Annotated in this window: 31 protein-coding genes, 1 tRNA gene and 1 pseudogene; 20 read left to right on the plus strand and 13 right to left on the minus strand. The window is 60.8% G+C overall.

Features of this window, described 5'->3' with window-relative positions:
• Positions 1-45 precede the first annotated feature (45 nt).
• Positions 46-663, plus strand: a complete 618-nt coding sequence (locus FJ428_RS07750; RefSeq protein WP_140496090.1) for a hypothetical protein — start codon at positions 46-48, stop codon at positions 661-663.
• On the opposite strand, the gene FJ428_RS07755 is transcribed toward FJ428_RS07750, so the two are convergent.
• Entirely contained in the window at positions 647-1,570 is a 924-nt protein-coding gene (locus FJ428_RS07755; protein ID WP_140496091.1) for a metallophosphoesterase, read from the minus strand. The genes FJ428_RS07750 and FJ428_RS07755 overlap by 17 nt on opposite strands.
• A 53-nt stretch (positions 1,571-1,623) precedes the next feature.
• On the opposite strand from FJ428_RS07755, the gene FJ428_RS07760 reads away from it, so the two are divergent.
• Entirely contained in the window at positions 1,624-2,121 is a 498-nt protein-coding gene (locus tag FJ428_RS07760) for an NUDIX domain-containing protein (protein ID WP_140556147.1), read from the plus strand.
• A gap of 1 nt (position 2,122) precedes the next feature.
• On the opposite strand, the gene FJ428_RS07765 is transcribed toward FJ428_RS07760, so the two are convergent.
• On the minus strand, positions 2,123-3,121 hold the full coding sequence (locus FJ428_RS07765; protein WP_140879195.1) for a glutathione S-transferase family protein: 999 nt from the start codon (positions 3,119-3,121) through the stop codon (positions 2,123-2,125).
• Positions 3,122-3,408: 287 nt separating this feature from the next.
• Here FJ428_RS07765 and FJ428_RS07770 point away from each other — a divergent pair, with 287 nt between their 5' ends.
• From FJ428_RS07770 to FJ428_RS07790, 5 genes are all read left to right on the plus strand, one after another.
• A complete protein-coding gene (locus FJ428_RS07770) occupies positions 3,409-3,945 on the plus strand; it encodes an N-acetyltransferase (protein WP_140496094.1) in 537 nt (178 codons plus the stop codon).
• A 59-nt stretch (positions 3,946-4,004) separates the two neighbouring features.
• Positions 4,005-4,766 (plus strand): 3-hydroxyacyl-CoA dehydrogenase, encoded by a 762-nt coding sequence (locus tag FJ428_RS07775; protein ID WP_140518304.1) that lies wholly within the window; start codon positions 4,005-4,007, stop codon positions 4,764-4,766.
• Positions 4,767-4,832: 66 nt separating this feature from the next.
• Entirely contained in the window at positions 4,833-5,612 is a 780-nt protein-coding gene (locus tag FJ428_RS07780; protein WP_140582207.1) for a HugZ family protein, read from the plus strand.
• A 156-nt stretch (positions 5,613-5,768) separates the two neighbouring features.
• Positions 5,769-6,113: a metalloregulator ArsR/SmtB family transcription factor gene (locus tag FJ428_RS07785; protein ID WP_140496438.1), complete on the plus strand. Its 345-nt coding sequence runs from the start codon at positions 5,769-5,771 to the stop codon at positions 6,111-6,113.
• 138 nt (positions 6,114-6,251) lie between these two features.
• On the plus strand, positions 6,252-7,055 hold the full coding sequence (locus FJ428_RS07790; RefSeq protein ID WP_140879197.1) for an RNA methyltransferase: 804 nt from the start codon (positions 6,252-6,254) through the stop codon (positions 7,053-7,055).
• Between the two features lie 2 nt (positions 7,056-7,057).
• On the opposite strand, the gene FJ428_RS07795 is transcribed toward FJ428_RS07790, so the two are convergent.
• Both FJ428_RS07795 and FJ428_RS07800 read right to left on the minus strand, forming a co-directional pair.
• Entirely contained in the window at positions 7,058-8,206 is a 1,149-nt protein-coding gene (locus FJ428_RS07795) for a hypothetical protein (protein WP_140879199.1), read from the minus strand.
• A gap of 186 nt (positions 8,207-8,392) precedes the next feature.
• Positions 8,393-8,929, minus strand: a complete 537-nt coding sequence (locus FJ428_RS07800) for an EipA family protein (RefSeq protein ID WP_224518884.1) — start codon at positions 8,927-8,929, stop codon at positions 8,393-8,395.
• 387 nt (positions 8,930-9,316) lie between these two features.
• Here FJ428_RS07800 and FJ428_RS07805 point away from each other — a divergent pair, with 387 nt between their 5' ends.
• On the plus strand, positions 9,317-9,946 hold the full coding sequence (locus FJ428_RS07805) for a histidine phosphotransferase family protein (RefSeq protein ID WP_140564027.1): 630 nt from the start codon (positions 9,317-9,319) through the stop codon (positions 9,944-9,946).
• A gap of 242 nt (positions 9,947-10,188) precedes the next feature.
• Positions 10,189-10,557, plus strand: coding sequence for a response regulator (locus FJ428_RS07810; RefSeq protein WP_140496100.1), 369 nt, complete (start codon positions 10,189-10,191; stop codon positions 10,555-10,557).
• Positions 10,558-10,643: 86 nt separating this feature from the next.
• Here FJ428_RS07810 and ctrA read toward each other — a convergent pair whose 3' ends face one another.
• Positions 10,644-11,339, minus strand: a complete 696-nt coding sequence (gene ctrA, locus FJ428_RS07815; RefSeq protein ID WP_006203583.1) for a cell cycle two-component system response regulator CtrA — start codon at positions 11,337-11,339, stop codon at positions 10,644-10,646.
• 451 nt (positions 11,340-11,790) lie between these two features.
• Here ctrA and FJ428_RS07820 point away from each other — a divergent pair, with 451 nt between their 5' ends.
• Positions 11,791-12,168 (plus strand): flagellar export protein FliJ, encoded by a 378-nt coding sequence (locus tag FJ428_RS07820; protein ID WP_140496101.1) that lies wholly within the window; start codon positions 11,791-11,793, stop codon positions 12,166-12,168.
• Between the two features lie 61 nt (positions 12,169-12,229).
• Here FJ428_RS07820 and FJ428_RS07825 read toward each other — a convergent pair whose 3' ends face one another.
• Positions 12,230-12,628, minus strand: coding sequence for a helix-turn-helix domain-containing protein (locus FJ428_RS07825; RefSeq protein ID WP_140518299.1), 399 nt, complete (start codon positions 12,626-12,628; stop codon positions 12,230-12,232).
• 89 nt (positions 12,629-12,717) lie between these two features.
• Here FJ428_RS07825 and FJ428_RS30625 point away from each other — a divergent pair, with 89 nt between their 5' ends.
• Both FJ428_RS30625 and FJ428_RS30630 read left to right on the plus strand, forming a co-directional pair.
• Positions 12,718-13,311, plus strand: coding sequence for an NADP-dependent oxidoreductase (locus FJ428_RS30625; protein WP_224518885.1), 594 nt, complete (start codon positions 12,718-12,720; stop codon positions 13,309-13,311).
• A complete protein-coding gene (locus FJ428_RS30630) occupies positions 13,256-13,645 on the plus strand; it encodes a zinc-binding dehydrogenase (RefSeq protein ID WP_224518886.1) in 390 nt (129 codons plus the stop codon). The genes FJ428_RS30625 and FJ428_RS30630 overlap by 56 nt, the downstream gene beginning before the upstream one ends.
• A gap of 67 nt (positions 13,646-13,712) precedes the next feature.
• On the opposite strand, the gene FJ428_RS07835 is transcribed toward FJ428_RS30630, so the two are convergent.
• The gene (locus tag FJ428_RS07835; RefSeq protein WP_006203587.1) at positions 13,713-13,988 is read right to left on the minus strand and encodes a DUF1153 domain-containing protein; all 276 of its coding nucleotides are present in this window, start codon (positions 13,986-13,988) and stop codon (positions 13,713-13,715) included.
• Between the two features lie 288 nt (positions 13,989-14,276).
• Here FJ428_RS07835 and mnmA point away from each other — a divergent pair, with 288 nt between their 5' ends.
• On the plus strand, positions 14,277-15,467 hold the full coding sequence (gene mnmA, locus FJ428_RS07840) for a tRNA 2-thiouridine(34) synthase MnmA (protein ID WP_140496104.1): 1,191 nt from the start codon (positions 14,277-14,279) through the stop codon (positions 15,465-15,467).
• Between the two features lie 37 nt (positions 15,468-15,504).
• Here mnmA and FJ428_RS07845 read toward each other — a convergent pair whose 3' ends face one another.
• The gene (locus FJ428_RS07845; protein WP_140879200.1) at positions 15,505-16,470 is read right to left on the minus strand and encodes a Gfo/Idh/MocA family oxidoreductase; all 966 of its coding nucleotides are present in this window, start codon (positions 16,468-16,470) and stop codon (positions 15,505-15,507) included.
• Positions 16,471-16,710: 240 nt separating this feature from the next.
• Here FJ428_RS07845 and FJ428_RS07850 point away from each other — a divergent pair.
• Positions 16,711-16,787: transfer RNA gene (locus tag FJ428_RS07850), tRNA-Met, on the plus strand.
• Here the strand turns inward: FJ428_RS07850 and FJ428_RS07855 are convergent.
• The 4 genes from FJ428_RS07855 to FJ428_RS07870 all read right to left on the minus strand — a co-directional run bounded on the left by FJ428_RS07855 (position 16,744) and on the right by FJ428_RS07870 (position 19,474).
• Positions 16,744-18,345, minus strand: coding sequence for a recombinase family protein (locus FJ428_RS07855; protein WP_140879268.1), 1,602 nt, complete (start codon positions 18,343-18,345; stop codon positions 16,744-16,746). The two genes, FJ428_RS07850 and FJ428_RS07855, sit on opposite strands and share 44 nt — an antisense overlap.
• A gap of 136 nt (positions 18,346-18,481) precedes the next feature.
• Entirely contained in the window at positions 18,482-18,724 is a 243-nt protein-coding gene (locus tag FJ428_RS07860; protein ID WP_140879202.1) for a hypothetical protein, read from the minus strand.
• 214 nt (positions 18,725-18,938) lie between these two features.
• Positions 18,939-19,223, minus strand: coding sequence for an HNH endonuclease (locus FJ428_RS07865; protein WP_140879203.1), 285 nt, complete (start codon positions 19,221-19,223; stop codon positions 18,939-18,941).
• Positions 19,224-19,225: 2 nt separating this feature from the next.
• Positions 19,226-19,474 (minus strand): hypothetical protein, encoded by a 249-nt coding sequence (locus tag FJ428_RS07870; RefSeq protein WP_140879204.1) that lies wholly within the window; start codon positions 19,472-19,474, stop codon positions 19,226-19,228.
• Between the two features lie 102 nt (positions 19,475-19,576).
• Between FJ428_RS07870 and FJ428_RS30230 the strand changes: the two genes are divergently transcribed.
• The 6 genes and pseudogenes from FJ428_RS30230 (at position 19,577) to FJ428_RS07895 (ending at position 22,420) form a co-directional block, all read left to right on the plus strand.
• The gene (locus FJ428_RS30230) at positions 19,577-19,741 is read left to right on the plus strand and encodes a hypothetical protein (RefSeq protein WP_181167237.1); all 165 of its coding nucleotides are present in this window, start codon (positions 19,577-19,579) and stop codon (positions 19,739-19,741) included.
• 209 nt (positions 19,742-19,950) lie between these two features.
• The gene (locus FJ428_RS07875) at positions 19,951-20,502 is read left to right on the plus strand and encodes a hypothetical protein (RefSeq protein WP_140879205.1); all 552 of its coding nucleotides are present in this window, start codon (positions 19,951-19,953) and stop codon (positions 20,500-20,502) included.
• Positions 20,499-20,948 (plus strand): hypothetical protein, encoded by a 450-nt coding sequence (locus tag FJ428_RS07880; RefSeq protein ID WP_140879206.1) that lies wholly within the window; start codon positions 20,499-20,501, stop codon positions 20,946-20,948. Before FJ428_RS07875 ends, FJ428_RS07880 begins: the two co-directional genes overlap by 4 nt.
• Positions 20,949-21,042: 94 nt before the next feature.
• Positions 21,043-21,405, plus strand: a complete 363-nt coding sequence (locus tag FJ428_RS07885; RefSeq protein ID WP_140879207.1) for a hypothetical protein — start codon at positions 21,043-21,045, stop codon at positions 21,403-21,405.
• A gap of 381 nt (positions 21,406-21,786) precedes the next feature.
• Positions 21,787-22,100: pseudogene (locus FJ428_RS07890) on the plus strand (MucR family transcriptional regulator).
• 29 nt (positions 22,101-22,129) lie between these two features.
• Positions 22,130-22,420 (plus strand): ribbon-helix-helix protein, CopG family, encoded by a 291-nt coding sequence (locus tag FJ428_RS07895; protein ID WP_140781680.1) that lies wholly within the window; start codon positions 22,130-22,132, stop codon positions 22,418-22,420.
• Positions 22,421-22,582: 162 nt separating this feature from the next.
• Here FJ428_RS07895 and FJ428_RS07900 read toward each other — a convergent pair whose 3' ends face one another.
• Positions 22,583-22,828, minus strand: a complete 246-nt coding sequence (locus tag FJ428_RS07900) for a hypothetical protein (RefSeq protein ID WP_140879208.1) — start codon at positions 22,826-22,828, stop codon at positions 22,583-22,585.
• Positions 22,829-23,103: the final 275 nt, after the last annotated feature.

Here is a 23,103-nt window from a genome sequence, read left to right on the forward strand (position 1 = left end):
CGGCTGTGTTAACTCCATGTTAACCAAACCCGCGAGGCCACGCCCATGAAGGATGCAGGCGAAAAGATCATCGACCCGTCGAGAAAATTGTCCGATGCCATTCGCGATGTAAAGAATGCCTTTGCCGATCGCGACGACGTCGTCGTCGACATGCGCGAGGCGCATCGCATGCGGCTCGACCTTCTTGCCACCGAACTCGCGCCCGTTTTTGCCGACGTTCCCGCCGACATGGACAGTTTCGACTTCGTCGTCTCGTCCGGTCTGCAGCCGCGCCTGTGGATCGACGCCGTCAGCCATGTCGCCATGGGGCGCGACCGCCGCACCTACCGTTTCCTGAAGGACACCCGCATCGGCCGTGTGGTGCTGGCCGAATCGAGCGAGATGAAGCCGGTTGCCGATTCCGTGACGCGCTATGTCGCCGAGCGGATCGTCGAACGTCAGAGAATGATGGAGGGTGGCGTCGAGGCTGCCGTTCCCGGGATGAAGCGGCACGTGGTGCCGGAAGCCGAGCCGCCTTTGCGATCGCCGCCGCGCAGCAAGGGCTGGTCGGCCGTCCTGTCCGGCCTTGGCCTGATCGCCGCAGGCGCGCTGGTGGGACTGGCGGTTTCGATCGTGCTGTTCTGGGACCGTATCGTGGCGCTGGGGCTCAGCTTGCGGCCATAGCCGGTTGCGCCCCGAGCTCGAGCGTCTGCAGATCCGAAGGCGGTATCGCCGGCCCCGTCAAGCCGCGCCGCGTCAGGCGGATGCGCCAATCGCCTTTTTCACCGTCTATGTCGAACAGATTGTACTGCGCCGCCGGAGGCTTGCCGCCGGGAGCCTGGCCGGCCGCGGCGACGCCAACCACCGGGACCTTGGCGTCGCGCGGGCCGATCTGAAACAGCGACGGCAGATGTGAATGGCCATGCAGGACGAGCTCGGCACCGTGCCGGCGAATGATTTTGTGGAAGCGGGCGATGCCGAACAGCCGCTTGTGCTGCGGGACGGCGCCCCGCACCGGCGGATGATGGATCATGATCGCACGGAACAATCCTTGCTTCGCCGTCGCATCGAGTATTTTGCGCAGCCGCTCGGCCTGGCCTTCCATGAAGAAGCCGTTGGCCATGAAGGGTGCCGTGGCACGCGCCGTGGTGATGCCGATCAACGCGACATTGCCGCGCACGCGCAGATAGGGAAACGAATTGCGATCGACCGGACTGTTGACGCCGTCGCCCGTCATCCATGCCGCCCAGGACCGGCACACCTTGTCGAAGGCGCCAGGCACATAGGCGTCATGATTTCCCGGCACCACCGACACGTCATGCGGCGAGCCGAGCGTCTCCAGCCAGTGCTTGGCCATCTCGATCTCGCCATCGAGCGCCAGGTTGACGAGATCCCCGGTAACCGCGAGGTGATCGGGCGCGCTGGCCTTGATATCGGCCACGATGGTGTCGATCACCGCATCGTGCATGTGCCGGCGGCGGTTGCGCTGCCAGTTGACGTAGCCCAGCACCCGCTTGGAGGCGAGATCGCGATAGGTTACTTCAGGGAGTGGCCCCAAATGGATATCGGAAATATGTGCGAGCCTGAACATTTCTCTTTCATAGGCGACGCGCACGCGGCTTTCCACCCACGGTTTCGCGACTGATGACGACCGATCCCGAGAGCACTTTGCGCCAGACCGGCTGGCCGGGGCTGCGAGCCAGGCTGTTCCATCTCTACTTTGTGCTGCGGCGGCCAATGACGCTTGGCGTGCGCGGGCTCATCCACGAAACGGCATCCAACTCCCTCTTCCTCATCCGCCACACCTATGTGCCGGGCTGGCAGCTTCCCGGTGGCGGGGTCGAGATCGGCGAGACGATGGCCGAAGCGCTGGCGCGCGAACTGGCGGAAGAGGGCAATATCACGCTGACCGCTCCGCCGGTGCTGCGCTCGATGCATTTCAACCGCCGCGCCAGCCGCCGCGACCATGTCGGCCTGTACCTGATCGAAAAATTCAGCCAGGCGGCCCCGAAACTGCCGGACCGCGAGATCGCCGAGGCCGGTTTCTTTCCGCTCGACCGTTTGCCCCAGGGTACGACCCCGGCAACGCTGCGGCGCATCGCCGAGGTTTTTGGCGGGAAGCCGCCGTCACCCTATTGGTAGTTCAGGCAGCCGCCTTGGCGAACCGTGCCCTGTCATGCCCCGCGCCGTAGTCAATTTCCGGCCCCACAGGCACTATACGCGTCGGGTTGATCGTTTCGTGGCTGCCGTAATAGTGCGACTTGATATGATTGAGGTTCACCGTGCCGGCTACGCCAGGCACCTGGTAAAGATCGCGCAGATAGTTCGACAGGTTGGGATAGTCGGCGATGCGGCGCTGATTGCATTTGAAATGGCCGACATAGACCGGGTCGAAGCGCACCAGCGTGGTGAACAGCCGCCAGTCGGCTTCGGTGATCCGCTCGCCGACGAGATAGCGCTGATTCGACAGCCGATGCTCCAGCGTGTCGAGCGCGGCGAACAACTCCCCGAACGCTTGCTCGTAGGCGGCCTGCGTGGTGGCGAAGCCAGCGCGATAGACGCCGTTGTTGATGGCAGGATAGACCAGTGCATTGACCGCGTCGATCTCGCCGCGTAGCGCCTGCGGATAGAAGTCGAGGTTGGCGTCACCCCAAGCGTCGAAAACTGAATTCAGCATCCGGATGATTTCGGAGGATTCGTTGGAGACGATGGTCTCATCCCTTTTATCCCACAGCACCGGCACCGTGACCCGGCCGGAATAGTTAGGGTCGGCCTTGGTGTAGATCTGGTGCAGGAAGTCCAGGCCATAGAGCGTGTCACCTGTGGCTCCGTCCTGCGCCAGGAACGTCCAGCCATCGGCGCCCATGAAATGATGGACGACCGACACGGAGATGATGCCTTCAAGCTTCTTCAGCGCCCGGAAGATCAGCGTTCGGTGCGCCCAGGGACAAGCAAGCGAGACATAGAGGTGATAGCGACCGGGCTCCGCCTTGAAGCCGCGGCCGCGGCCGCGGCCTTCGGCAGGCGCCCCGTCACGAGTGATCCAGTCGCGCCATTGCGACTGCGCCCGCACGAATTTGCCGCCGCTGCCTTTGGTGTCGTACCAGCGGTCCTGCCATTTGCCTTCGACCAGCAATCCCATCGCTTGTCCTTTCCTGTCTAGTACATCATGTAGGGCTCCAAGTCGTTGCATGGAATCGCCGGGCGCTGAACAGATCGTCAAGCACGTCGCGGCGCCCGTTGCTCTCTACCTGCAAAACCGCCGATTGCAGCGGCGGGAAATTGATGCTAGCGGACACTCCGCATGTTCGATTTTGCTTTGATCCGGTTCGACCGACGACGAAAGGGCGCCCACGCTTGATAAAGCGCTGATTGGCGAATGCTGCCGTTTGCAGCAAACCTTTCCTCCTGTACCGGAACGCAAAGACCATGAGCCTTGCCGACGTAGAATACCTGCCGGAAACTCCGGCGCACGACCCTCAGATCGAAGCCATCAATGACGAAGCCTTCGGGCCCGGCCGTTTTGTGCTGGCCGCCTACAAGATCCGCGAGGCCGGCGGGCATGAACGCGCGCTGTCCTTCGTCGCCATGGACGGCGATCTCGTGGTCGCATCAGTTCGCATGACCCGCATCGCCGCAGGCGCCGGACGCGCGCTGATGCTCGGGCCGCTCGCGGTGCGGCCGGCCTTCAAGAATCTCGGCATCGGCCGCCGGCTGGTGGCGATCGCGCTGGAAGCGGCCGCCAAGGCCCGAGCGCCCGCCGTCATGCTGGTCGGCGACGAGCCCTATTATGGACCGCTCGGCTTCAAGCGTATCCCGCGCGGCCAGATATCGATGCCACGCCCCGTCGATCTCGACAGGCTGCTGTCGCACGAGATCATGCCGGGCGCGGTTGCAAGGCTCACGGGCGAGGTCTGCCATGCCGACCAGGCCAGGGTCGCCGAGCACTTTGCCGCGATGGCTTGACCATTCGCGCCGATTGCGCGCCTGATCCACGCCTGACTCTCATGTGAAAGGATGACGCCATGAATCCAAACGGCGAGGTCGCGGTTGTTACCGGCGGCGGCTCCGGCCTTGGCGAGGCGACGGCGCGCGCGCTGGCCGCCAGGGGCGCCCGCGTCGCCATCTTGGATATCGGCGTCGATCGGGCGGCCAAGGTGGCGGCCGAGATCGGCGGCATCGCCGTCCAATGCGATGTCGGCAGCGCCGACAGCGGTGTTGCCGCGCTTGCCGAGGTCGCGGCCAAGCTGGGCGAACCGCGCATCCTGGTCAATTGCGCCGGCATTGCCATCGGCGTGAAGACGATCGGCAAGGATGGTCCCCATTCGCTCGATCAGTACCGCAAGGTGATCGAAGTCAATCTGATCGGCACTTTCAACATGATCCGCCTCGTCGCCGACCGCGCCGCAAAGCTCGACCCGCTGCAGGGCGGCGAGCGCGGCGTCGTCGTCAACACCGCATCCGTCGCCGCCTATGACGGCCAGATCGGCCAGGCCGCCTATTCGGCATCAAAGGGCGGGGTCGTCGGCATGACGCTGCCGGTGGCGCGCGATCTTGCCCGTTCCGGCATCCGGGTCTGCACCATCGCACCCGGCATATTCAGGACGCCGATGATGGCCGGCATGCCGCAGGAGGTGCAGGATTCGCTGGGCGCCGCGGTGCCCTTCCCCTCGCGCCTCGGCGAGCCGTCGGAATATGCGGCCCTTGCCTTGCACATCATCGAGAACCAGATGCTCAACGGCGAGACCATTCGTCTCGATGGCGCCATTCGCATGGCTCCGAAGTAGCACTTGCCAGCCTGGCGCCATCGTCTGATAAGTGGAATAGCCAAATCAACTTAGCAGGGCGAGCATTTGGCCGATCGAACGAAGGACGTGATCCGCGAGACCGACGCCGAGGCGATCCGGCAGGCCAAGACACTCATGCGTCGCGCCCGCTTCGGCGCCTTGGCGGTGTTGGAGCCGCAAACGGGTTCGCCGCTGGCGAGTCGGGTCGGCGTCGCCACCGACATCGACGGCACGCCGCTGATCCTGGTGTCGCAGCTTTCGGCCCATACGCCCGCCATACTTGCGGACCCGCGCTGTTCGCTACTGCTCGGCGAGCCGGGCAAGGGCGACCCGCTCGCGCATCCCCGGTTGACGCTGATTTGCCGGGCAGCGCGGATCGAGCGCGGATCGGACGCGCATGCACGCGCCGAACGCCGCTATCTCAACCACAATCCGAAGGCCAGCCTCTATGCCGGCCTCGGCGACTTTTCGATCTTTCGTCTCGAACCGCAGCGCGCCAGCCTGAACGGCGGCTTCGGCAAGGCCTACCTGCTTGACCGCACCGATCTCATCACCGACGGGCCGATCGTCGAGGAACTGGCAGCCAGCGAGCAATCCGCGATCGACCACATGAATGCGGACCATCTCGACGCCGTCGCCCTCTACGCGCATCATTTTGCCCGGGCATCCGGCGACGGCTGGGTCATCGCCGGATTCGATGCCGACGGCATGGATCTGGCCTCTGGCGACGATGCCGGCAGGGTCTTCTTTCCGCAGCCCTTGGTCACAGCGCATGAGTTGAGGCACGTCTTGGTCGACATGGCCAAGAGCGGCCGGGCGGCAACGTCGCCAAATAACCGCACTTAAATTACGTTTGATCAAAAGCAACGCTTGAGATTTGAATGAAATGTTCTACCCTTTGGCTGTGGCGCTGACTCGTTGGCGACCATTCACAACTGAGTTTATGGATTCAGGCACCATTGCCCCCATGGTGCCTCGATGAGCAAAGAGCATGGGGGATCGATGATCTCGACAAAGCTAATCGCCAACGCCGGATCGGCGGCCGAATTTCTGATGCTGATGGGCAATGAAAAACGGCTTTTGATCATGAGTTATCTGATCGACGGTGAAATGTCGGTCGGAGCCATCGCCGAGAAGGTGATGCTCAGCCAGTCCGCCCTGTCGCAGCATTTGGCAAAGTTGCGGGCGCTGGACCTTGTGGACACCCGCCGCGATCGCCAGATGATCTACTATTCCTGCAAATCCGACGCCGTGCGCGAACTGCTTGCCACGCTCGACGGCATTTTCGGCAGCGGCAAGGATGATCTGTCCCAGATGGCACAAAGGCTGCGCCGCGCCGGAACTTGAACGGCTGGTCGCGTAAACGTTTACGCCACCAGCGGCATTCGGCAATGTGCGTCCATCCTGGGCGCGCAAATACACTTTGACACTGCATCCGCGCATCATGTTCTTGGCAACCGATTCCGATTGTCAGCCGAGGCTCAGATGACCCTTGTCCACATCGACGATCCGCGGGATCCGCGCGTCGCCGCCTATCTCGACATCCGCGAGCGTGATCTCGCCGGTCGACAGGGCCGCTTCATTGCCGAGGGCAAGGTCGTGCTCGACATGCTACTGTCGGCCGCGCGCTTCCGCGCCGAATCGGTGCTGGTTCTGGAGAACCGCTTGGCCGGCCTCGAAGAAATCCTGCACAAGGCGTCTCCTGACCTGCCGGTCTATGTCACCGCCGGAGCTGTGATGGATGCCATTGCCGGGTTTCACATGCATCGCGGCATCCTTGCCATTGGTCGCAAGGAGACGCCCCAGCCGGCCGAGGCCCTGCTGGACGGCTTGCCTGCCCGAGCATTGATCGTGGTGCTCGTCGGCATCGCCAATCATGACAACATGGGCTCGATTTTCCGCAACGCCGCCGCGTTCGGCGCCAATGCGATCCTTTTGGATGCGACCTGCTGCGATCCGCTCTATCGCAAGGCGATCCGCGTTTCGGTCGGCGCGGCCTTGAAGGTCCCGTTCGCCTCGTTCAGCGACACCGCGCGGTTCGCCGCGACGCTCGACCGGCGTGGCTTTACCCAATTTGCGCTGTCGCCGCGCGGGACATCAGACATACGCGATGCAAAGCCGGCCGAACGCCTGGCACTCTACCTCGGGACCGAGGGTCAAGGCCTGCCCGAAAGCTTGCTCACCCGTCTCAATACTGTTCGGATCAACATGTCGGAAGGCTTCGACAGCCTGAACGTCGCGGCCGCATCCGCCATCGCCCTGCATCATTTCTGCGCCGGTGGTGCCTGACTTCAATCTGCCGCAGCCGCCTTCTGCAACGCCCGCACGCGGTCGGCAAGGCTGCGGCCGCCGCTGTTCGGCCGCGCATCCTGCTGCGCCTCCAGCGCCTTGGCGATCGGCGACCCCGGCCCTTCGAGCTTGGCTGTCAAGTTGACGACTTCCGCCGCCAGGTCATTCATCTGTTCGCGCAGCATGGAACTTGCGTGGCGTGTATCGCCCTGCGGGCCGGCGGCCTCGGCGGCGGACAGATCCGCCTTCAGCCGCTTGTTCTCGCGTGCCAGTGCCGTCAGTCTGGCCTCCAGCCGCTCACGGTCGGCATCGAGCCTGGCGATCGCCTTTTCGACGTCGTCGCGCCTGTCCGCCTGTACCTGCCCGCTGATCAACCGCAAGGCCGACGCGCCGTCCTCGGCCTTCGCTTTTTCGCGCTGCCGCGCCAGATCTTTCTCGCGGCGTTCGAGCTTCTCCTCTCGGTCGGCAAGCGCGGCGAGCAACCGTTCGACTTTCTTGTCCAGTTCGGCGGTTTTTTTCCTCTCGGCCTTCAGCGCCTCACGCGCGGCCTTGCTTTCGGCCGCGATCTCCTGATTGCGCCTGTCCGCCTCCTTGCGCTGGCCGCGCAGCAGCGCGATATCGCTGGCGAGCTTCTGCAACTCGGATTCGCGCGCCACAAGTTCGATCTGGCGGCTGCTGGAGGAGAAGCTGGCGTCGTCATACATGCGTTCCAGCTTCTCAAGCTCAAGCGCGCGTTTCTCCAGTTTGCGTTCGGTCTCCTTGAGTCGCTCGGACAACCGGTGCAGTTCATCCTCGCGCTGGTGCAGCGCCGCGTTCTTGGCAGCCAGTTCATCGAGCACCTGGTTCTTGTCCATGCGCTCCATCGCCAGCCCCTTCAGGGCCTCGCGGCCGCGATTGATCTCGATGAGCTGCTCGGTCGACTTCTCGCGCAGCGCCTTGACGTTCATCTCGAGGCGGCGCGTCGCCATGGCGAACTCCGCCCGGATCCGGTCCTTGTCGGCCCCAATTTCGGCTTGCGTCAGCGGGATCGAGGCTTCGATGCGTTTGCGCGTCAGAGCGACCGCCCGCCGCCAGATGGCCGGAGCCACCATCAGCGCCAGAAAGCCGGCGCAGAGAAAGCCGAGAGCAAAGAACAGGACCGACTGAACCAAGTGACTATCCGTTATCGCGCGCCGACATGCAACAATACGAGGATCAAAAGCCGTCGCGACTTTTGACCGTTACTCTGTTGGCATGACGGAAATCAGGCGCTGCGGCAAGGGCTCGCCGCGGCGCATATGGGTCATCGGATCTGGATTCTTATCGAAGCGTATACACATTCCGGTCGTGACCTCGGGTCAGAACGGATTCCACGTCGCCCGTTCGGTAAGCTTCAGGTAGCCGAGATTGACGCCGAGCCGGGCGCCGACGCCGGTGCGGATCGGCACCAGCAGCACATTGTTGTTCTTCAGCACATTGAATCCGACGCCCGCCACCACATAAGCCGAGCCGGCGACGCCGCCATAACGGTTGTAGAGATTGCCGACGTCATCGAGATTATAGACGAGCATCATCACCCGCGATCCCTCGCCGCCGAAATCCCAGCCGAGCGACGGGCCTTGCCAGAACACTTTATGGTCGCCGGCATTCTTGGTGTAGAGTGTGCCTTCGCCATAGGTCAGGCCGCCGATCAGCGCGCCGGATCCCTCCTCGCCAAGCAGATAGCCATTGGGCAAGCCATAGGAAGCAAAAATCTTCTCCACGACTGTGGCAAGGCCGCCCGATGTCGCGCCGAAGAACTTGTGACCGGAATCGACAATCTCCTGAGCGGTGTACTCCTGGGCCCGCAGGGCCGATGTCGAGAAGACGAGAACGCCCATGAGCGTGATCGCCATTGAGAGGACACGGAGAAAACTCCGGCCGTAGAATCGGGAAAACATGCTTCCAATCTCCGTCAGGGAGCACTTTCGCCGACGCCTCGCACCCGTACGGCTCTTTAGGCGGCCGTTAAGGATGGCTGTTAGGGGCAAACTATGCCGTAATCCTTTTTCAACCATTAAACTCGCACATGAAGATGGCGGTTCGAAGGCTGTTGGGGTCGTTCATACAGGCAAGCAGCCTGCGTGAACGCGCCATAGGCCCCAACGGCGATTTAGGGTTTGTTGCTGCACGCACGGGCGCTGTGTATTCAGAAAGCTCGGGAAGAGAGCGTGATTCGCGTGGGCAGGCGTCGATCGATCGCGCGGCCATGATTTATGGGATTTTTGCAGGGATTTTCGCCGATGTCCGATCTTTTCACCCTTTCCGCACCCGATCTGGCGGCACTTTTGTGCAGCCGGGTCTGCCACGACATCATCTCGCCTGTTGGCGCGATCAACAACGGGCTTGAACTGCTCGATGAAGGCGGCGCCGACGAGGACGCCATGAAGCTGATCCGCCAGAGCGCCCGCAACGCCTCGGCGCGCCTGCAGTTCGCCCGCATCGCCTTCGGCGCGGCTGGTTCCGCCGGCATGCTGATCGACACCGGCGATGCCGAAGCCGTCGCTATCGCCTTCCTCAAGAACGAGAAGCCGGAACTCATCTGGAATGGAACCCGTGCACTGTTGCCCAAGAACAAGGTCAAGCTGCTGCTCAACCTGATCCTGGTCGCCAACGCCGCCATTCCACGCGGCGGCAAGCTTTCGGTGACGCTGGAGAATCTCGAGACCGAGCCTCGCTTCGCGCTTTCGGCGAGCGGCCCCATGTTGCGGGTGCCGCCGAAATTCCTCGAACTGCATTCCGGCCACAAGCCGGAAGAACCGATCGACGCGCATTCGGTGCAGCCTTACTATACGCTGCTTCTGGCGCGGGAGGCCAACATGACGATATCGATCCATGCGACCGCGGAAGAGATCGTGCTTTCGGCGGCCTGAGATCCGCGCAGACCAGCAGCAAAGTATTTCAGCGCTGTAATATTGGTTGAATGGACCTGCGGACGAAAGATGAACTTCGTCTGACAGCGCGGGTCAAAGCATCTGCAAGAAAAACCTTGCAAACTGGCATCTTTGCAAAAATTTTACCTAATGGCTTTTCGGCTTCTTTACCAGATCGGCCTATGCTGTGCCGCAGATACCCCGACGCGACCGGATTGCCACAAGGCAAAGAGGACCCGGAAATGAAACGCTGCATGTTCGTCGACGATTCTAGCGTCATCAGGAAAGTTGCGAAGCGCATCCTGGGCGGTTCCGACATGATGGTCATCGAAGCCGCCAGCGGGCTTGACGCGCTGGAGATGTGCGCCGCCGATATGCCTGATATCATCGTCGTCGACGGTGCACTGCCGGATGTACAGGCGGTCGACCTGATCCGGCGCGTGCGCGCCATGGAAAGCCCGACCAAGCCGCAGATCCTGATCTCGCTGGTCGAACTGGACATCGCCTCGATCATGCGAGCCAAACGCGCCGGCGCCCAAGGCTATCTGTTGAAGCCGTTCAACCGCCCGCAGCTACTCGAGCGCTTTCGCACCCTGAAGATCGCTGCCTGATCCGTCGGATCGCGGTTACCACCGGTCTATGACGCAAAAACCCGGCTGCCGCCGGGTTTTTGTCTGGAATTTCGATCGGCCGTCGCTCAGGCGCTGACGCGGATGTCTTCAGGTTCGCGCAGCACATAGCCGCGGCCCCAGACCGTCTCGATATAATTCTGGCCGCCGGACGCAGCATCGAGCTTCTTGCGCAGCTTGCAGATGAAGACGTCGATGATCTTCAGTTCCGGCTCGTCCATGCCGCCATAGAGGTGGTTAAGGAACATTTCCTTGGTGAGCGTGGTGCCCTTGCGCAGCGAGAGCAGCTCCAGCATCTGGTATTCCTTGCCGGTAAGGTGCACGCGCTGACCGCCGACTTCGACGGTCTTGGCATCGAGATTGACCACCAGGTCGCCGGTGGTGATGACCGATTGGGCATGTCCCTTCGAACGGCGCACGATGGCATGGATGCGCGCCACCAGCTCGTCCTTGTGGAAAGGCTTGGTCATGTAATCGTCTGCGCCGAAGCCGAGGCCGCGCACCTTGTCCTCGATGCCAGCCATGCCGGAAAGGATGAGGATCGGCGTCTTCACCTTGGAGAGACGAAGCGTTCTCAAGACCTCGTAGCCGGACATATCGGGTAGGTTGAGGTCGAGAAGGATGATGTCGTAGTCGTAGAGCTTGCCCAGATCGACACCCTCTTCGCCGAGGTCGGTCGTATAGACGTTGAAGCTTTCCGATTTCAGCATCAGCTCGATGCTTTGTGCGGTTGCACTGTCATCTTCTATCAGCAGAACACGCATTTCATTCCCCTTTTCTGCTGCCGGACCATCTTGCGACCCATCCGGGACCGGAGCAGTGATTGCCTGGTGCAGAGGCTGCCATGGAATGGTTAACAAAACCTAATTCCGCGTCGATGACGGTACCAGATTTTTTAACCACTTTCTACACCCTCTTGAATTTAATAACGAATCACAGGGCCAAACCGCTAATGCAACACATTAAAAACCTGGACTAAGTGACTCCAGGGACTCATCGACATCGCTTCCATGTCGCCAGCCGGATTTTTACCCGGCCTTAAGTCCTGACCCGTATGATTAACAATGCCCGTAAACGAATGGTTACCGTCGGCAAAAAACTTTAGGGTTTTGTTTCCCATAGTGCGGGGAAAGCCGGTGGACACGGGCAGCGCTTGGGCCTTTCCAAGTGGTTTGGACGATATGTGCAGGTGTGCGTTTCCGGGAGTACCGAATCATGAAGTCACGTGAAAACCTCGTTCGGCTGAAACAGTTTCAGGTGAATGAGAAGCGGCGGCAGCTGCTGCAGCTCGACATGATGATCGCCGAATTCGAACGCATGGCCGCCGAGCTGGAGCTTCAGATCAGCGCCGAGGAAAAGAAGGCCGGTATCACCGACATCAATCATTTCGCCTATCCGACCTTCGCCAAGGCGGCCCGTTTGCGCCGCGACAACCTCAGAAATTCGCAAGGCGACCTCGCCCAGCAGCGAAGCGCCGCCGAATCATTACTCGGCGAAGCTGAAGCGGAGCTTTCCAAGGCGGAAATGCTCGAATCGCGCGACACCAAGATTCGCGAGGCCGAAACTGGCGGTCGTAGCGCGATGATCGGCTGAACCGCCCGATATCCGCGTCTTTGAGCACGTCCAAGCGGGCGCGCAACGCATTGGGCGAGCGCTAAACGGCCCACTCCCCTTCATTCACGGCCGCAGCTCGCGCCCGGGCCTCCTTGATGTCGGGAACGTGTTGTTCCGACCAGGATCTGATCTGGTTGAGCAATCCCGCCAGATTCTGGCCAAGTTCGGTCAATTCATATTCGACCCGAGGCGGGACGACCGCGAACACCTCGCGCCGCACCAGGCCGTCGCGCTCGAGCACGCGCAACGTCTGCGTCAGCATCTTCGGCGTAATGCCTTCGAGCTTGCGGGCAAGCTCGCCATTGCGCTGCCGGCCTTGGCGCAGCGCACAAACAACCAGGTAAACCCACTTGCTGGCCAGCGTCTCCAGCACCGTGTGCGAGGGACAGGTCCGCCGGAACGCATCAAAGCCGTAGGGGGAGTCGAGATCACTATCCATACGGTGCCTATATATCAAAACGGTATATACTGGACAAGAGACTATTACTCTCCAAATGATAGTGGGACCGGTCAATCAGGAGAAATCTTATGCGTGCCATTATCCAGAATTCCGTCGGCGGACCCGATGTCCTTGTCATCGCCGAGCGCCCGGCGCCCTCGCCCAACGCCGGCGAAGTGCTGGTCCGCATCAAGGCGGCCGGGATCAATCCGGTCGATGGCGCCGTGCGCGCCGGCTATTACCCGCTGCTCGGCGAACCACCCTTCATCCTCGGCTGGGACCTTTCGGGAACCGTCGAGGCGCTGGGGCCTGGTGTCAGCGGCCTGAATCCAGGTGACGCGGTGTTCGGCATGCCGCGCTTCCCAAAGCAGGCGGCAGCCTATGCCGAACTGGCCGCGGTGCCCGCCGATGAAACCGCGCGCAAGCCCGCGCACGCCGATTACGTCCAGGCAGGCGCATTGCCGCTGGCCGGCCTCACCGCCTGGCAAGGCCTCGTGCGTCATGGCGCGATAAAAGCCGGCCAGCGCGTGCTGGTGCACGCCGGGGCCGGCGGCGTCGGCCATCTGGCGGTGCAGGTCGCCAAGGCGGGCGGCGCCTGGGTTGCCGCCACCGCCTGCACGGAAAAAATTGGATTTCGTCCACAAGCTCGGCGCCGACGAGGTCATCGACTACACCAAGGATGATTTTACCGACAAGGCGAAGGACATCGACCTGGTGCTCGAGACGGTGGGCGGCGAGCACGCCCATCAATCGTTGAAGGTGCTCAGGGACGGCGGCGTGCTGGTGTCACTGCTCGACATCAGCGACAAGACCAGGGCGGATGCCAAGGCGCGAAGCATCCGCGTCGAACGCATGTCCGTTGTTCCCGACCGCGAAGGCCTGCTGGAACTTGGCAGGCTCGTCGATGCGGGAAAGCTTACCGTGCATGTGGCAAAGACCTTCCCGCTAGAACAGGCCGGCGCCGCGCACGCTTTCCTCGCCAGCAAGCCGGTCGGCAAGGTGGTGCTGACGGTCTGAAACGCGCAAATGCTGTCAAGAACCCAAAAGGGCGCGAACTTCGCGCCCTTTTGCAGATTCTTGAGCGTCAGTGCCGGTATTGCTGGATGCGCGTCGTGCGCAGCCCGGCGAGGCCGTATTCGTCGATCGAGGCCTGCCAGGACAGGAACTCCTCGGTGGTCAGCTTGTAGCGCTGGCATGCCTCCTCGAGGCTCAAAAGCCCGCCGCGCACCGCTGCAACCACTTCCGCCTTGCGCCGGATAACCCAGCGACGTGTATTCGTCGGCGGCAGATCGGCAATTGTGAGAGGGCTGCCGTCAGGCCCGATAACATATTTGACTCGCGGTCTAACCAGATCGGTCATCGTACTCTCTACAAAAAACTCAAAGACCCAATCCCCACCACGTTACCGCCACAGCTTTAAAAATTGCCTAAGCAGACCCTAACAGCTAGGTAATGATCATGAACGCCGCGTTAGTCTTTTCGCAAACATTTGAAATATCTGCCGGGAAGTTCCGGATTCGCTCGAAAAATCTGCGCGGTCACCGGGCCGGCAGTTGCCCGCCGATCGGTCCCGCAAGCTGGCGCAGCCGCCAAGCTTGACCTATATTCGCGTCATTGGCATGCAAGCGCCGCGCAGAACGAAAGAACCATGAACAGCCTCGATCTTCCCGGACGTCCCGAAAACACCCGTATCGTCGTCGCCATGTCGGGCGGCGTCGATTCGTCCGTCGTCGCGGGTCTCTTGAAGCGCGAGGGTTATGATGTCGTCGGCGTCACCTTGCAGCTTTACGATCATGGCGCCGCGACGCACCGGGCCGGGTCCTGCTGTGCCGGGCAGGATATCGATGACGCCCGCCGCGTTTCCGAGACGCTCGGCATTCCGCATTATGTGCTCGACTACGAAGAGCGCTTCCGCAAGGCGGTCATCGATCCCTTCGCTGAGAGCTATGTCGCCGGCGAGACGCCGATCCCTTGCGTTTCCTGCAACCAGACGGTGAAGTTCGCTGATCTGCTGGCCACCGCCAAGGATCTCGGCGCCGACGCGCTGGCCACGGGCCACTACATTCGCTCCGGCGCCAATGGCGCCCATCGCGCGCTCTATAGGCCGGTCGACGCCGATCGCGACCAGAGCTATTTCCTCTTCGCCACCACGCAGGCGCAGATCGATTATCTGCGCTTTCCGCTCGGCGGCCTGCCGAAGCCGCAGGTTCGCGCCATTGCCGAGGAGATGGGCCTGACGGTAGCCGCCAAGCAGGACAGCCAGGACATCTGCTTCGTGCCCCAGGGCAAATATTCCGACATCATTGCCAAGCTGAAGCCGACCGCCGCCAATCCGGGTGACATCGTTCATATCGATGGCCGTGTGCTCGGCCGCCATGAAGGCATTCTGCGCTACACCATCGGCCAGCGCCGCGGCATCGGCGTGGCCTCCGGCGAGCCGCTCTATGTCGTCCATCTCGACGCCGAGCGCGCCCGTGTCGTGGTCGGGCCGCGCGAGGCGCTGGAGACGCACAAGATCTACCTGCGCAACATGAACTGGCTTGGTGACGGCGCGCTGGCCGACATGCCCGCGGGCGGGCTGGAACTGTTCGCCAAGGTCCGCTCGACCAGGCCGCCACGCCCGGCGATGCTGCGTCACGAGGCGGGCGTCACATCGGTCGAATTGGCCGATGGCGAGTCCGGTATCGCGCCTGGACAGGCTTGCGTGCTCTATTCCGACGACGGCAACGAGGCCCGCGTGTTCGGCGGCGGCTTCATCGAACGCTCCGAGCGCGGCGCCGAGGCCGAGGCGATGTTGAGCCGACTTGCCGCGTCACCGGCGCAGGTTCCCGCCGAGTAGGCAACGATCTCTCCGCCGCGACGCGGCCCGATCTTCTTCAGGGATTGGATTTGGTGTGCGTGACCGTACCCGCGGTCAGGATGCGCAGCACCCGGATTGCCTCCTCGCCGCTGGTGCGCGGTTCGGCCCGCGTTTCGATGCAATGGATGAAGTGCTCGAGTTCGCGCGTCAGCGGCATGCCTTGGCCAACCGCGACATAGGAGGGCTCATTGGTGGTGAACGCCCATTGGCCGCTGTCCTGCCAGACCGCGTGGCGATAGACGGCGAGCTTGCGCTCCCATGGTTCGACATCGTCGAAGACAGCCATCGCCTTGGTGCCGACCACGGTCAGCCGCCGTTCGCGGTAAGGGTTCAGCCGCGAGGCGAAGAGATGGCTGCGCAAACCGTTGGGAAAGCGCATGTGCAGATGCGCGAAGTCGCTGAGATTGTCGAGCAGCGCCGCCCCTTCGCCGCGCACCTCGATCGGTTCGGTGCCGGTGATGGCCAGGATCATCGACAGGTCATGCGGCGCCAGGTCCCATAGCGCATCGTTCTCGGTGTGGAATTTGCCGAGGCCGAGCCGGTGCGAATGGATGTAGCGGACATCGCCGAGCTCGCCCTTGTCGATGAGCGCCTTCAGCGTCTCGAACGCGGGATGGAAGCGCAAGACGTGGCCGACCATGAAGACGCGGCCCTTGTCCTTTGCCGCCTGCACCGAGCGCTCGGCATCGGCAACCGTCAACGCGATCGGCTTCTCCACCAGCACGTCCTTGCCGCTTTCGGTGGCGCGCACCGCCATCTCGGCATGAAATTGCGGCGGCAGCGCCATGACGATGGCGTCGATGTCATTGCGGACGAACAACTGGTCCGGTTCGATCGCGAGGCAGTCCTGTTCGCTGGCAAAGCCTTCGGCGCGGGCACGGTTGGCGTCGGAGACCGCGTGCAGCGCGCCGAGCGCCTTGAGGGTGCGGATGTGGTTGGAGCCCCAGTATCCGCAACCGAGGACTGCAATGCGCGGCTTCATCTGTTCTCAAACTCTAAAAACTCGTGGCCGAGACATAGCGACGTGCCTCTTCGAACTCAACCCCGGCGGCTGCAACCAATTATCGGCGCGGCAAAGCTTTTCGGCAGCGAGAATAAGCGCCCCTGCCGAGCGGTTCGAAGCTTGACAGGCTCACCCTCCCAACCTTATATCCGCGCGACCTTGGCGAACGCCTCGAAATGCCTTGCGATTTAAGGCGGATTTCGGGCCTTTCGCCGCCCTGGCGGGGTAGCTCAGTTGGTTAGAGCACGGGAATCATAATCCTGGGGTCGGGGGTTCAAGTCCCTCTCCCGCTACCATCACAATAGCCGACACTTCGGCGCCAAGCAGACTTGAGAGGTGACCACGGATGGTCACCTCGTATTCTTCACCAGCCTTGCGTGGGTTGACAATGACGCTTTCCACCAGTTGATGGAATGTCCCTGTCACATCAATGTCTAGTAGAGAATTCTTATCGGCAATTAGGACTGCCAACTCTTCTAGATTGGCTCGGAATTTCTCAATTGCCGGCGGATGCAATTCGACCACGTTAGTGTCGTCGCCCGCCGCGTCGAGTACGCCCTGCCAGCGGGTCTTCTCGATCCGCAAAGGTCCGATCTCCGCCGCGACCTCGTCCTCAGAAACCAACCCTTTACCGACCATTGAAATGAGACGCCTTATGCGATCTTCGACGCCCGCCAGTTTGGTTTGCGCCTGAGCACGACCGCGCCTGGCTTCGCCCTCAATTTTCCTCCGCTCATCTCGGTAGGCCGCGACGTACTCGCTAATGAGTTCAGGGCTGGCCAACTGATGCCTAAGAGAGTCAACGACCAAGCGCTCCAGCTTTTCGACATAGTAGCGCGCGGCGTTGGTGCACGAGCGGCTCTCTCTATAGGTACTGCACTGAATGCGTCGGCCGCTGCGGTCGCTCCCGATTATGGTCATGCCTCCACCGCAACAACCGCATTTCAAAAGGCCAGACAGGGGCCGCTTGGCCCTTGGCAAGTGCTTGCCGTGCGGTCCTCCCCTGCTATCCTTCCGAACTTGAACGGCATCAAAGGTTGATTGCTCCACGATGCGAAGGTGCGGAAGCTCTTTTGTGTGCCACTCCGATTCAGGATTTGACCGTGAAACTCGCTTGCCAGTGGCCGGGTCCTTCATCATCCGAACTCGGTTCCAGACATTGCGGCCCGCATAGAGCGGGTTCAATAATATCCCGTAGCCGCGGCTACCATTTCCGTTGATCGTTGAGGCGTTCCAGCGCGAGCCACGTGGCGGCGCCACTCCCTCGCTATTCAACCCGGCCGCTATCGTTCGCGGCGAAGCACCGGAAGCATAGTCCCTGAAGATGCCTCGAACCACTTCGGCCTCTTCAGGGACGATTTCCAACTCCCCTGGCCTGCCGAGCACAGGGCGATATCCAAAGGCCCGCCCGCCAGCATGGCGGCCATCGTTCACAACTCCAATAAGCCCGCGCCTTACTTTCTTGGCGCCTTCTTCTCTCTGCATCTGGCCCACGAGACCGTGAACGCCGATTTGCAAAGAATCCATCTTGCCGCTGTTCACGCAATTGATTTCGATGCCACGAAACTCGAGGCGCTTATGGAGTCCGGCTAGATCAGCCATATCGCGACTGATACGATCGGGCGCTTCAGAAATTAGAACGTCGAAGCCGCCAGCATCCGCTGATGCTATCAGGTTCGCTAGCCCGTCGCGAAGAAACAGAGAGGCGCCGGAGCGCGCCCTGTCGTGGAACTTCGACACGACCGTGCAGCCAATCCGCGCGGCATAGGCCAGGCAAATTGTTTCCTGATCCTCCACTGACTGATCATTCTGCAGGTCTGTCGAAAAGCGGGAGTAGATGGCTGCCCGCCTCATTGTGCAGACAGCCTGTTGTCATTTGCAGCAACTAGCTTGCAGTCGATACGCGCTTGACGACGTGCCAAGGCGCAGACGAACTCACGAAGCGCTGTCGCCGCCGTATTGGGCTGAGATGCGGTTGACGAGACGCTGCTCATGGGGCGACGTCGAGTTCACGGACGATCTCCACCACACGGTGAGCGAATCTGTCGGCCCTCTCAGTGCGTGACCATTCTTTCAACTCAGCGACATTACCATGGCCGTTGAGCGTTTGAACAATAAGTCCAGCCTCCTCGCCGGTAAGCCCGCTCGCCAGCACCTCATTCGATGGGCTTGTTATGGCGTACAAGCCTTTCAGGCGTTTCCCCGTATGTGCAGCAGAACGATAGATGCTCATGTATCCCTCCTCCAAAGCGCCGACGGCGCACACGACCACACTCGCGCGACTGCGCCAGTGCTATTCAGACCATGATGAATGGGAAATCGGTTAGGGCCGCCGTTCACTTAGGCGGGATATGCCAATACCCCCATAATATGCTCATTCGCCTTCCAGTGCCACGAATTTATTTGACATTTCGAAAATAAAAGAGTTGACGCCAAAGCGAAGCGAATCACCATTTGCCAATTTCGTAGTGCTCACCACGCTTGATCGTCGTGTACGTCAGCCAGTCGACATCCCCTCGCCCGCTGTTGCAGCGGTAGCAAGCTAGCGCGATGTTGCCGCGGTTGTTGGTGCCTCGATCGGCTCGCCGGTCTAGATGCTCCAGTGTTTCGGAGTCGGGCCGCATCTTGGTCTTGAACGTGACGCGCATCCGCACACCACAGTAGCAGCAGCGGCTGTCCTGCTTTTTCCGCAGGACAGCCCGCAACTCAGGGCGATATGAGCCCTTGCCCATGTCTAGGCGATACCAGCCTGATGCGCCAGACTGATCGCCTTGGCTGCATCGTCAAGCGGCTTTAGCACCTCGCCCAACATCATCCGATCTCGGTTCGGATCCACTTCGGCGAACGAACGGACGCCGTAGATTTCAACGCCCTTGGTAGTGCGGACCCTGCTCAGGACAAGCGAAGGCATCGCTCGGTCTTTGTGGGTGATCCAGGCACCGATTTCGAACTGCCATGCCTCATTAACCGTATGGATATCCATGGTCCGCCTCCTCATTGCTAGTTGATGTTAGCATTGGTATAACGATGCTAGATGACTGTCAACTAGCATCTGCTAACAATCGCAGACAGGGAGTAAATGGGCATGGCGCGCACGGCACCTCTCGGACTGAGAATTGAACCCGCAGTGAAAGAAGCGCTCGAGCGCGCGGCCAAGGCTGACCGCCGTACTGTTGCCTCCTATGTGGAAATCATCCTAATCGCGGACCTGGAAGCGAAGGGCTTCCTGCCAAAAGGCGCCGCCGAATAAGAACGTTTCCCCGTACCAGCATGCCAGATCCGCCATACCAAGCGCAGAGTATATTGCCAAATTTGGGGTTGGCAACCTAGGTTTCGTCAAATGCACGTTTGCCTTTCTTGTAGCAAGTAAAATGCAAATAGGCATTTCCACCGTCGTAACCTGTCGAATAATACTTTTTCCATATGGACTCCAGGACCATTTTGTGGACTCCATTGTGAATGAACGATTTTCCGAAGCCAACTCAACTCAGCACCATCTACACCGCGAAGGAAGCTGCCGGCCGGCTGAAGATGACGCAGCGAGGCGTGATAACGATCGGCAAACGGTATGGCTGCTGCTCTATCAATGGTCGAAACGCGCTGTTTTCAGAGCAGGATCTGCTCGACATCTGGCAGATTATGCGCGCGCCGGCTACGGCTACTAAGCGTGTCACGGCCAGCGCTATTGCATTCTATACATCGGACGCTTCCTACAAGGATCTCCTCCGTACTGACCAACGAAAACGAGATGAGAAACGACGTTTGCGCAAGGAACGCGAGGCGGCCGAACGCGAGCGTCGCCTGGAGGTAAAGCGACAGGCATCACGAGACAAACTCGCCGCGAGAGTAGCCAAACGGACAGCTGCGGTAGAGGCCAAGGCGGCACAGCACGCTGCGGCGGATTCCGAACCTCTCGACGTCAACAATCGCGATCCGGCTTATTGGAAAGATCAGCGGAAGAAACGCTTGCGGCTAGAGCGGCTCGCACGATTGAACGGGGACGCCGAATGACCGACACAGCCCACCTTGTAACTAACGCGGCTCTCGACAGACTTCCGTTGTTCGCCAGCGATCTGGAGATCGCGGTGGCGATCGTCGGTAAACAGCACGCCTCGCACTGGAAGAAGACCATGCTTCCGGCGCTTGAAGCCCATGGTTTTCCACGTTTTGACCACGCGCACTTTGGCCGATCGGTCCACCTCATAAAGCTTTTCTATACCGCCCTTCATGTGCCACAAGCCGACGCGGTTCAATACCGTGTCGCTGCCGTGCGCAGCGAGGAGAACCGTCGGGAGACGGAGAAAAGATGGGAGGATTATCAGCGGGAGCGAGCCGAGAAGAAGGCTCGATCTAAAGCCAATGCGGATGCCTGGAAGGAGAAGAAACGGAAAGCCCTAGAGGATTTCCGCGTCAAGAAGGCGGCATCAAAACCTTGCGCAACTCCAAATATCGAGTGATGCTGGATTTTGCCTTGGGGGGCTGGGGATGAAAAGATTTATAAGTCTAGCGTTGTCGCTATCGTTGTCGGGCTGCGCCGGCATGCAATACGCGATGGACAACTACACGAATGTTAAAGTCGTCTCTTTTACGAGTCCGAGCCAGAAAACCGGATATCGCATCTTCGACAAGCCAGCAGAAAATCGCCTGATGATCACGTCGTCCATTGGAAATGCGATGGGGCAAGGGGCACTGAAAGGCTTGACCTTGATGGATACGACGCCACCTGAAATTCTGTTCGAGCAAGCCGCGGTCGAGTATCTAGCATCGACGGGCAGAACGTGCGTGTCAAAGAAGGCCTTCCTGATCGTCCAGCCGCAGTTTGAGGTACAATATGATTGCTCCGCGGCCCCGGCGGGTGCGGCCACGACAGTGGCGCCGGTTCCTCTCGCGAAGCCGAAGCCGAAAACGTCGTAGGCGTGCGACACATGAGGCGTTAGCCGGTTAAAGCGGCAGCACCGATCCAGAACGCACAGGGAACAAAAACCTTGTGGGAAAAGCCAGCCACGACGGACGCGGGATTCGGTTTGCCTGTACATTGAAAACGCTGGATGGGGTTTGCGGTGTCACCTTGGAAATGACATGGCCGCAAACCCCGAGTGCCAGTTGGCACGGGCAGACGGGAGGTGGTTAGCGCCACCTCCCGTTTCGGTGTCACCACACTGGTTACAAAGTTGACGGTAATCAACGGTCGGCTTTACACATACACAACTTTGATCGCATTTTGCATCGCATTGGTTGCCGCATCGAAGCGACCACGACCGCAACTGCCAAAAAACATGGGAAGATGCACAAGCAATGACCGAAGAAACAGATCACCGCGCAGCGGCACTTACCGAGCTAACGGCGGACGTTGTCGCCGCATATGTTAGCAACAACCCGGTGCCAGCCGGCGAATTGCCAAGAAGTTCAAATCGCTGAAGCGTCACCTCGCAGGGCTCGGCATGACGCCGGATGAGTATCGCGCTAAGTGGAAGCTGCCGGCCGACTATCCGATGGTGGCGCCGAACTATGCCGCGACGCGATCAGCGTTGGCGAAGGCCTCGGGTCTTGGGCGGAAGCCGACCCCTCAGAAGAAGGCTCCTGCGAAACGGAAGGCCAAAGCCGCCTGAGGCGAAACTGACCCCTGCCCTTCGAACCTATGACCCGAGCATCCTTCGCCGAAGAGCTAGAAAGTGCAGCCGACCGCATTGCGGACATGTCGCGGCCGGATCTTCAAATCATCCTTCGTCGCGCTGCCCTGATGCTCAGAAACGTAGCTGGCGTCCCGCTGGAGCCTGCGACCTACGATACGCTCAACTCGATTGCGGCTGATATGAAGATCAGCCGGTCGGATCTCATTCAGATTGTGTTGCGCGAGTGGCTGGAAACCAACGCGTATCTGCCGGTTCGCCAAATCGATGAGGACAGCGAAACGGACGGGAGCGCTTAGGGCGCTTCGCTTGGGCAAGCGAAAGCCCGCGCCTCTGGCGGAGGACACGGGCCCGATCGGGGGGCCGATCTTCGGCAGGCGATGGGGGGCACCACCTGCCGCGCACGTCAACTATTAGCAATAGCTAATGTTCCATCCGGGCTGGATCAGGGCTGGCCCTTGTCATCCCCGAAACCGCTCGGTGTGCCAGGTGATCTTGCCATCGACTTTCATCGGCTTGTGGATCATCAGGCGCTTCGGCAGGTGCTCGGGATGCACTTCAAGCAGGGTGATCGTCACTTGGGGGTTGCACCGGCTGCAATCGAACTTCAGTGCCATCGGGTCGACGCCGCCGCCGTAGACCATCATCAAGTCGGCTGAACGGCAGTAGCGGACATTCCCGCAGATGCATTCCGCCTTGACGAGCATGTTGTGCCGGGTCCGGGTAGACCGGCCTCAACAGTTTCTGGGTCAGTTCGCCCACGGAGGTGGCGTCGGCACCGACTGTTACGGGTACGTTGTTGTTGATCCAGTTGTGCAGGAAATTGATGCCACGAGTACTCACGAGGCAATAAGTTGACGCACTGGGTTCATTTCTGCGCCGGCGGGCCACAGCAGATTGCCTGGCTGCAGGGAAGAAAGCGGTGGTAGTGGGTGGTAGATCGGCTATGAGGACTATCCCACGAAATCGCGGGTTTAGCAGA

This window comes from Mesorhizobium sp. B2-8-1, assembly GCF_006440955.1.
Classification (GTDB): domain Bacteria; phylum Pseudomonadota; class Alphaproteobacteria; order Rhizobiales; family Rhizobiaceae; genus Mesorhizobium.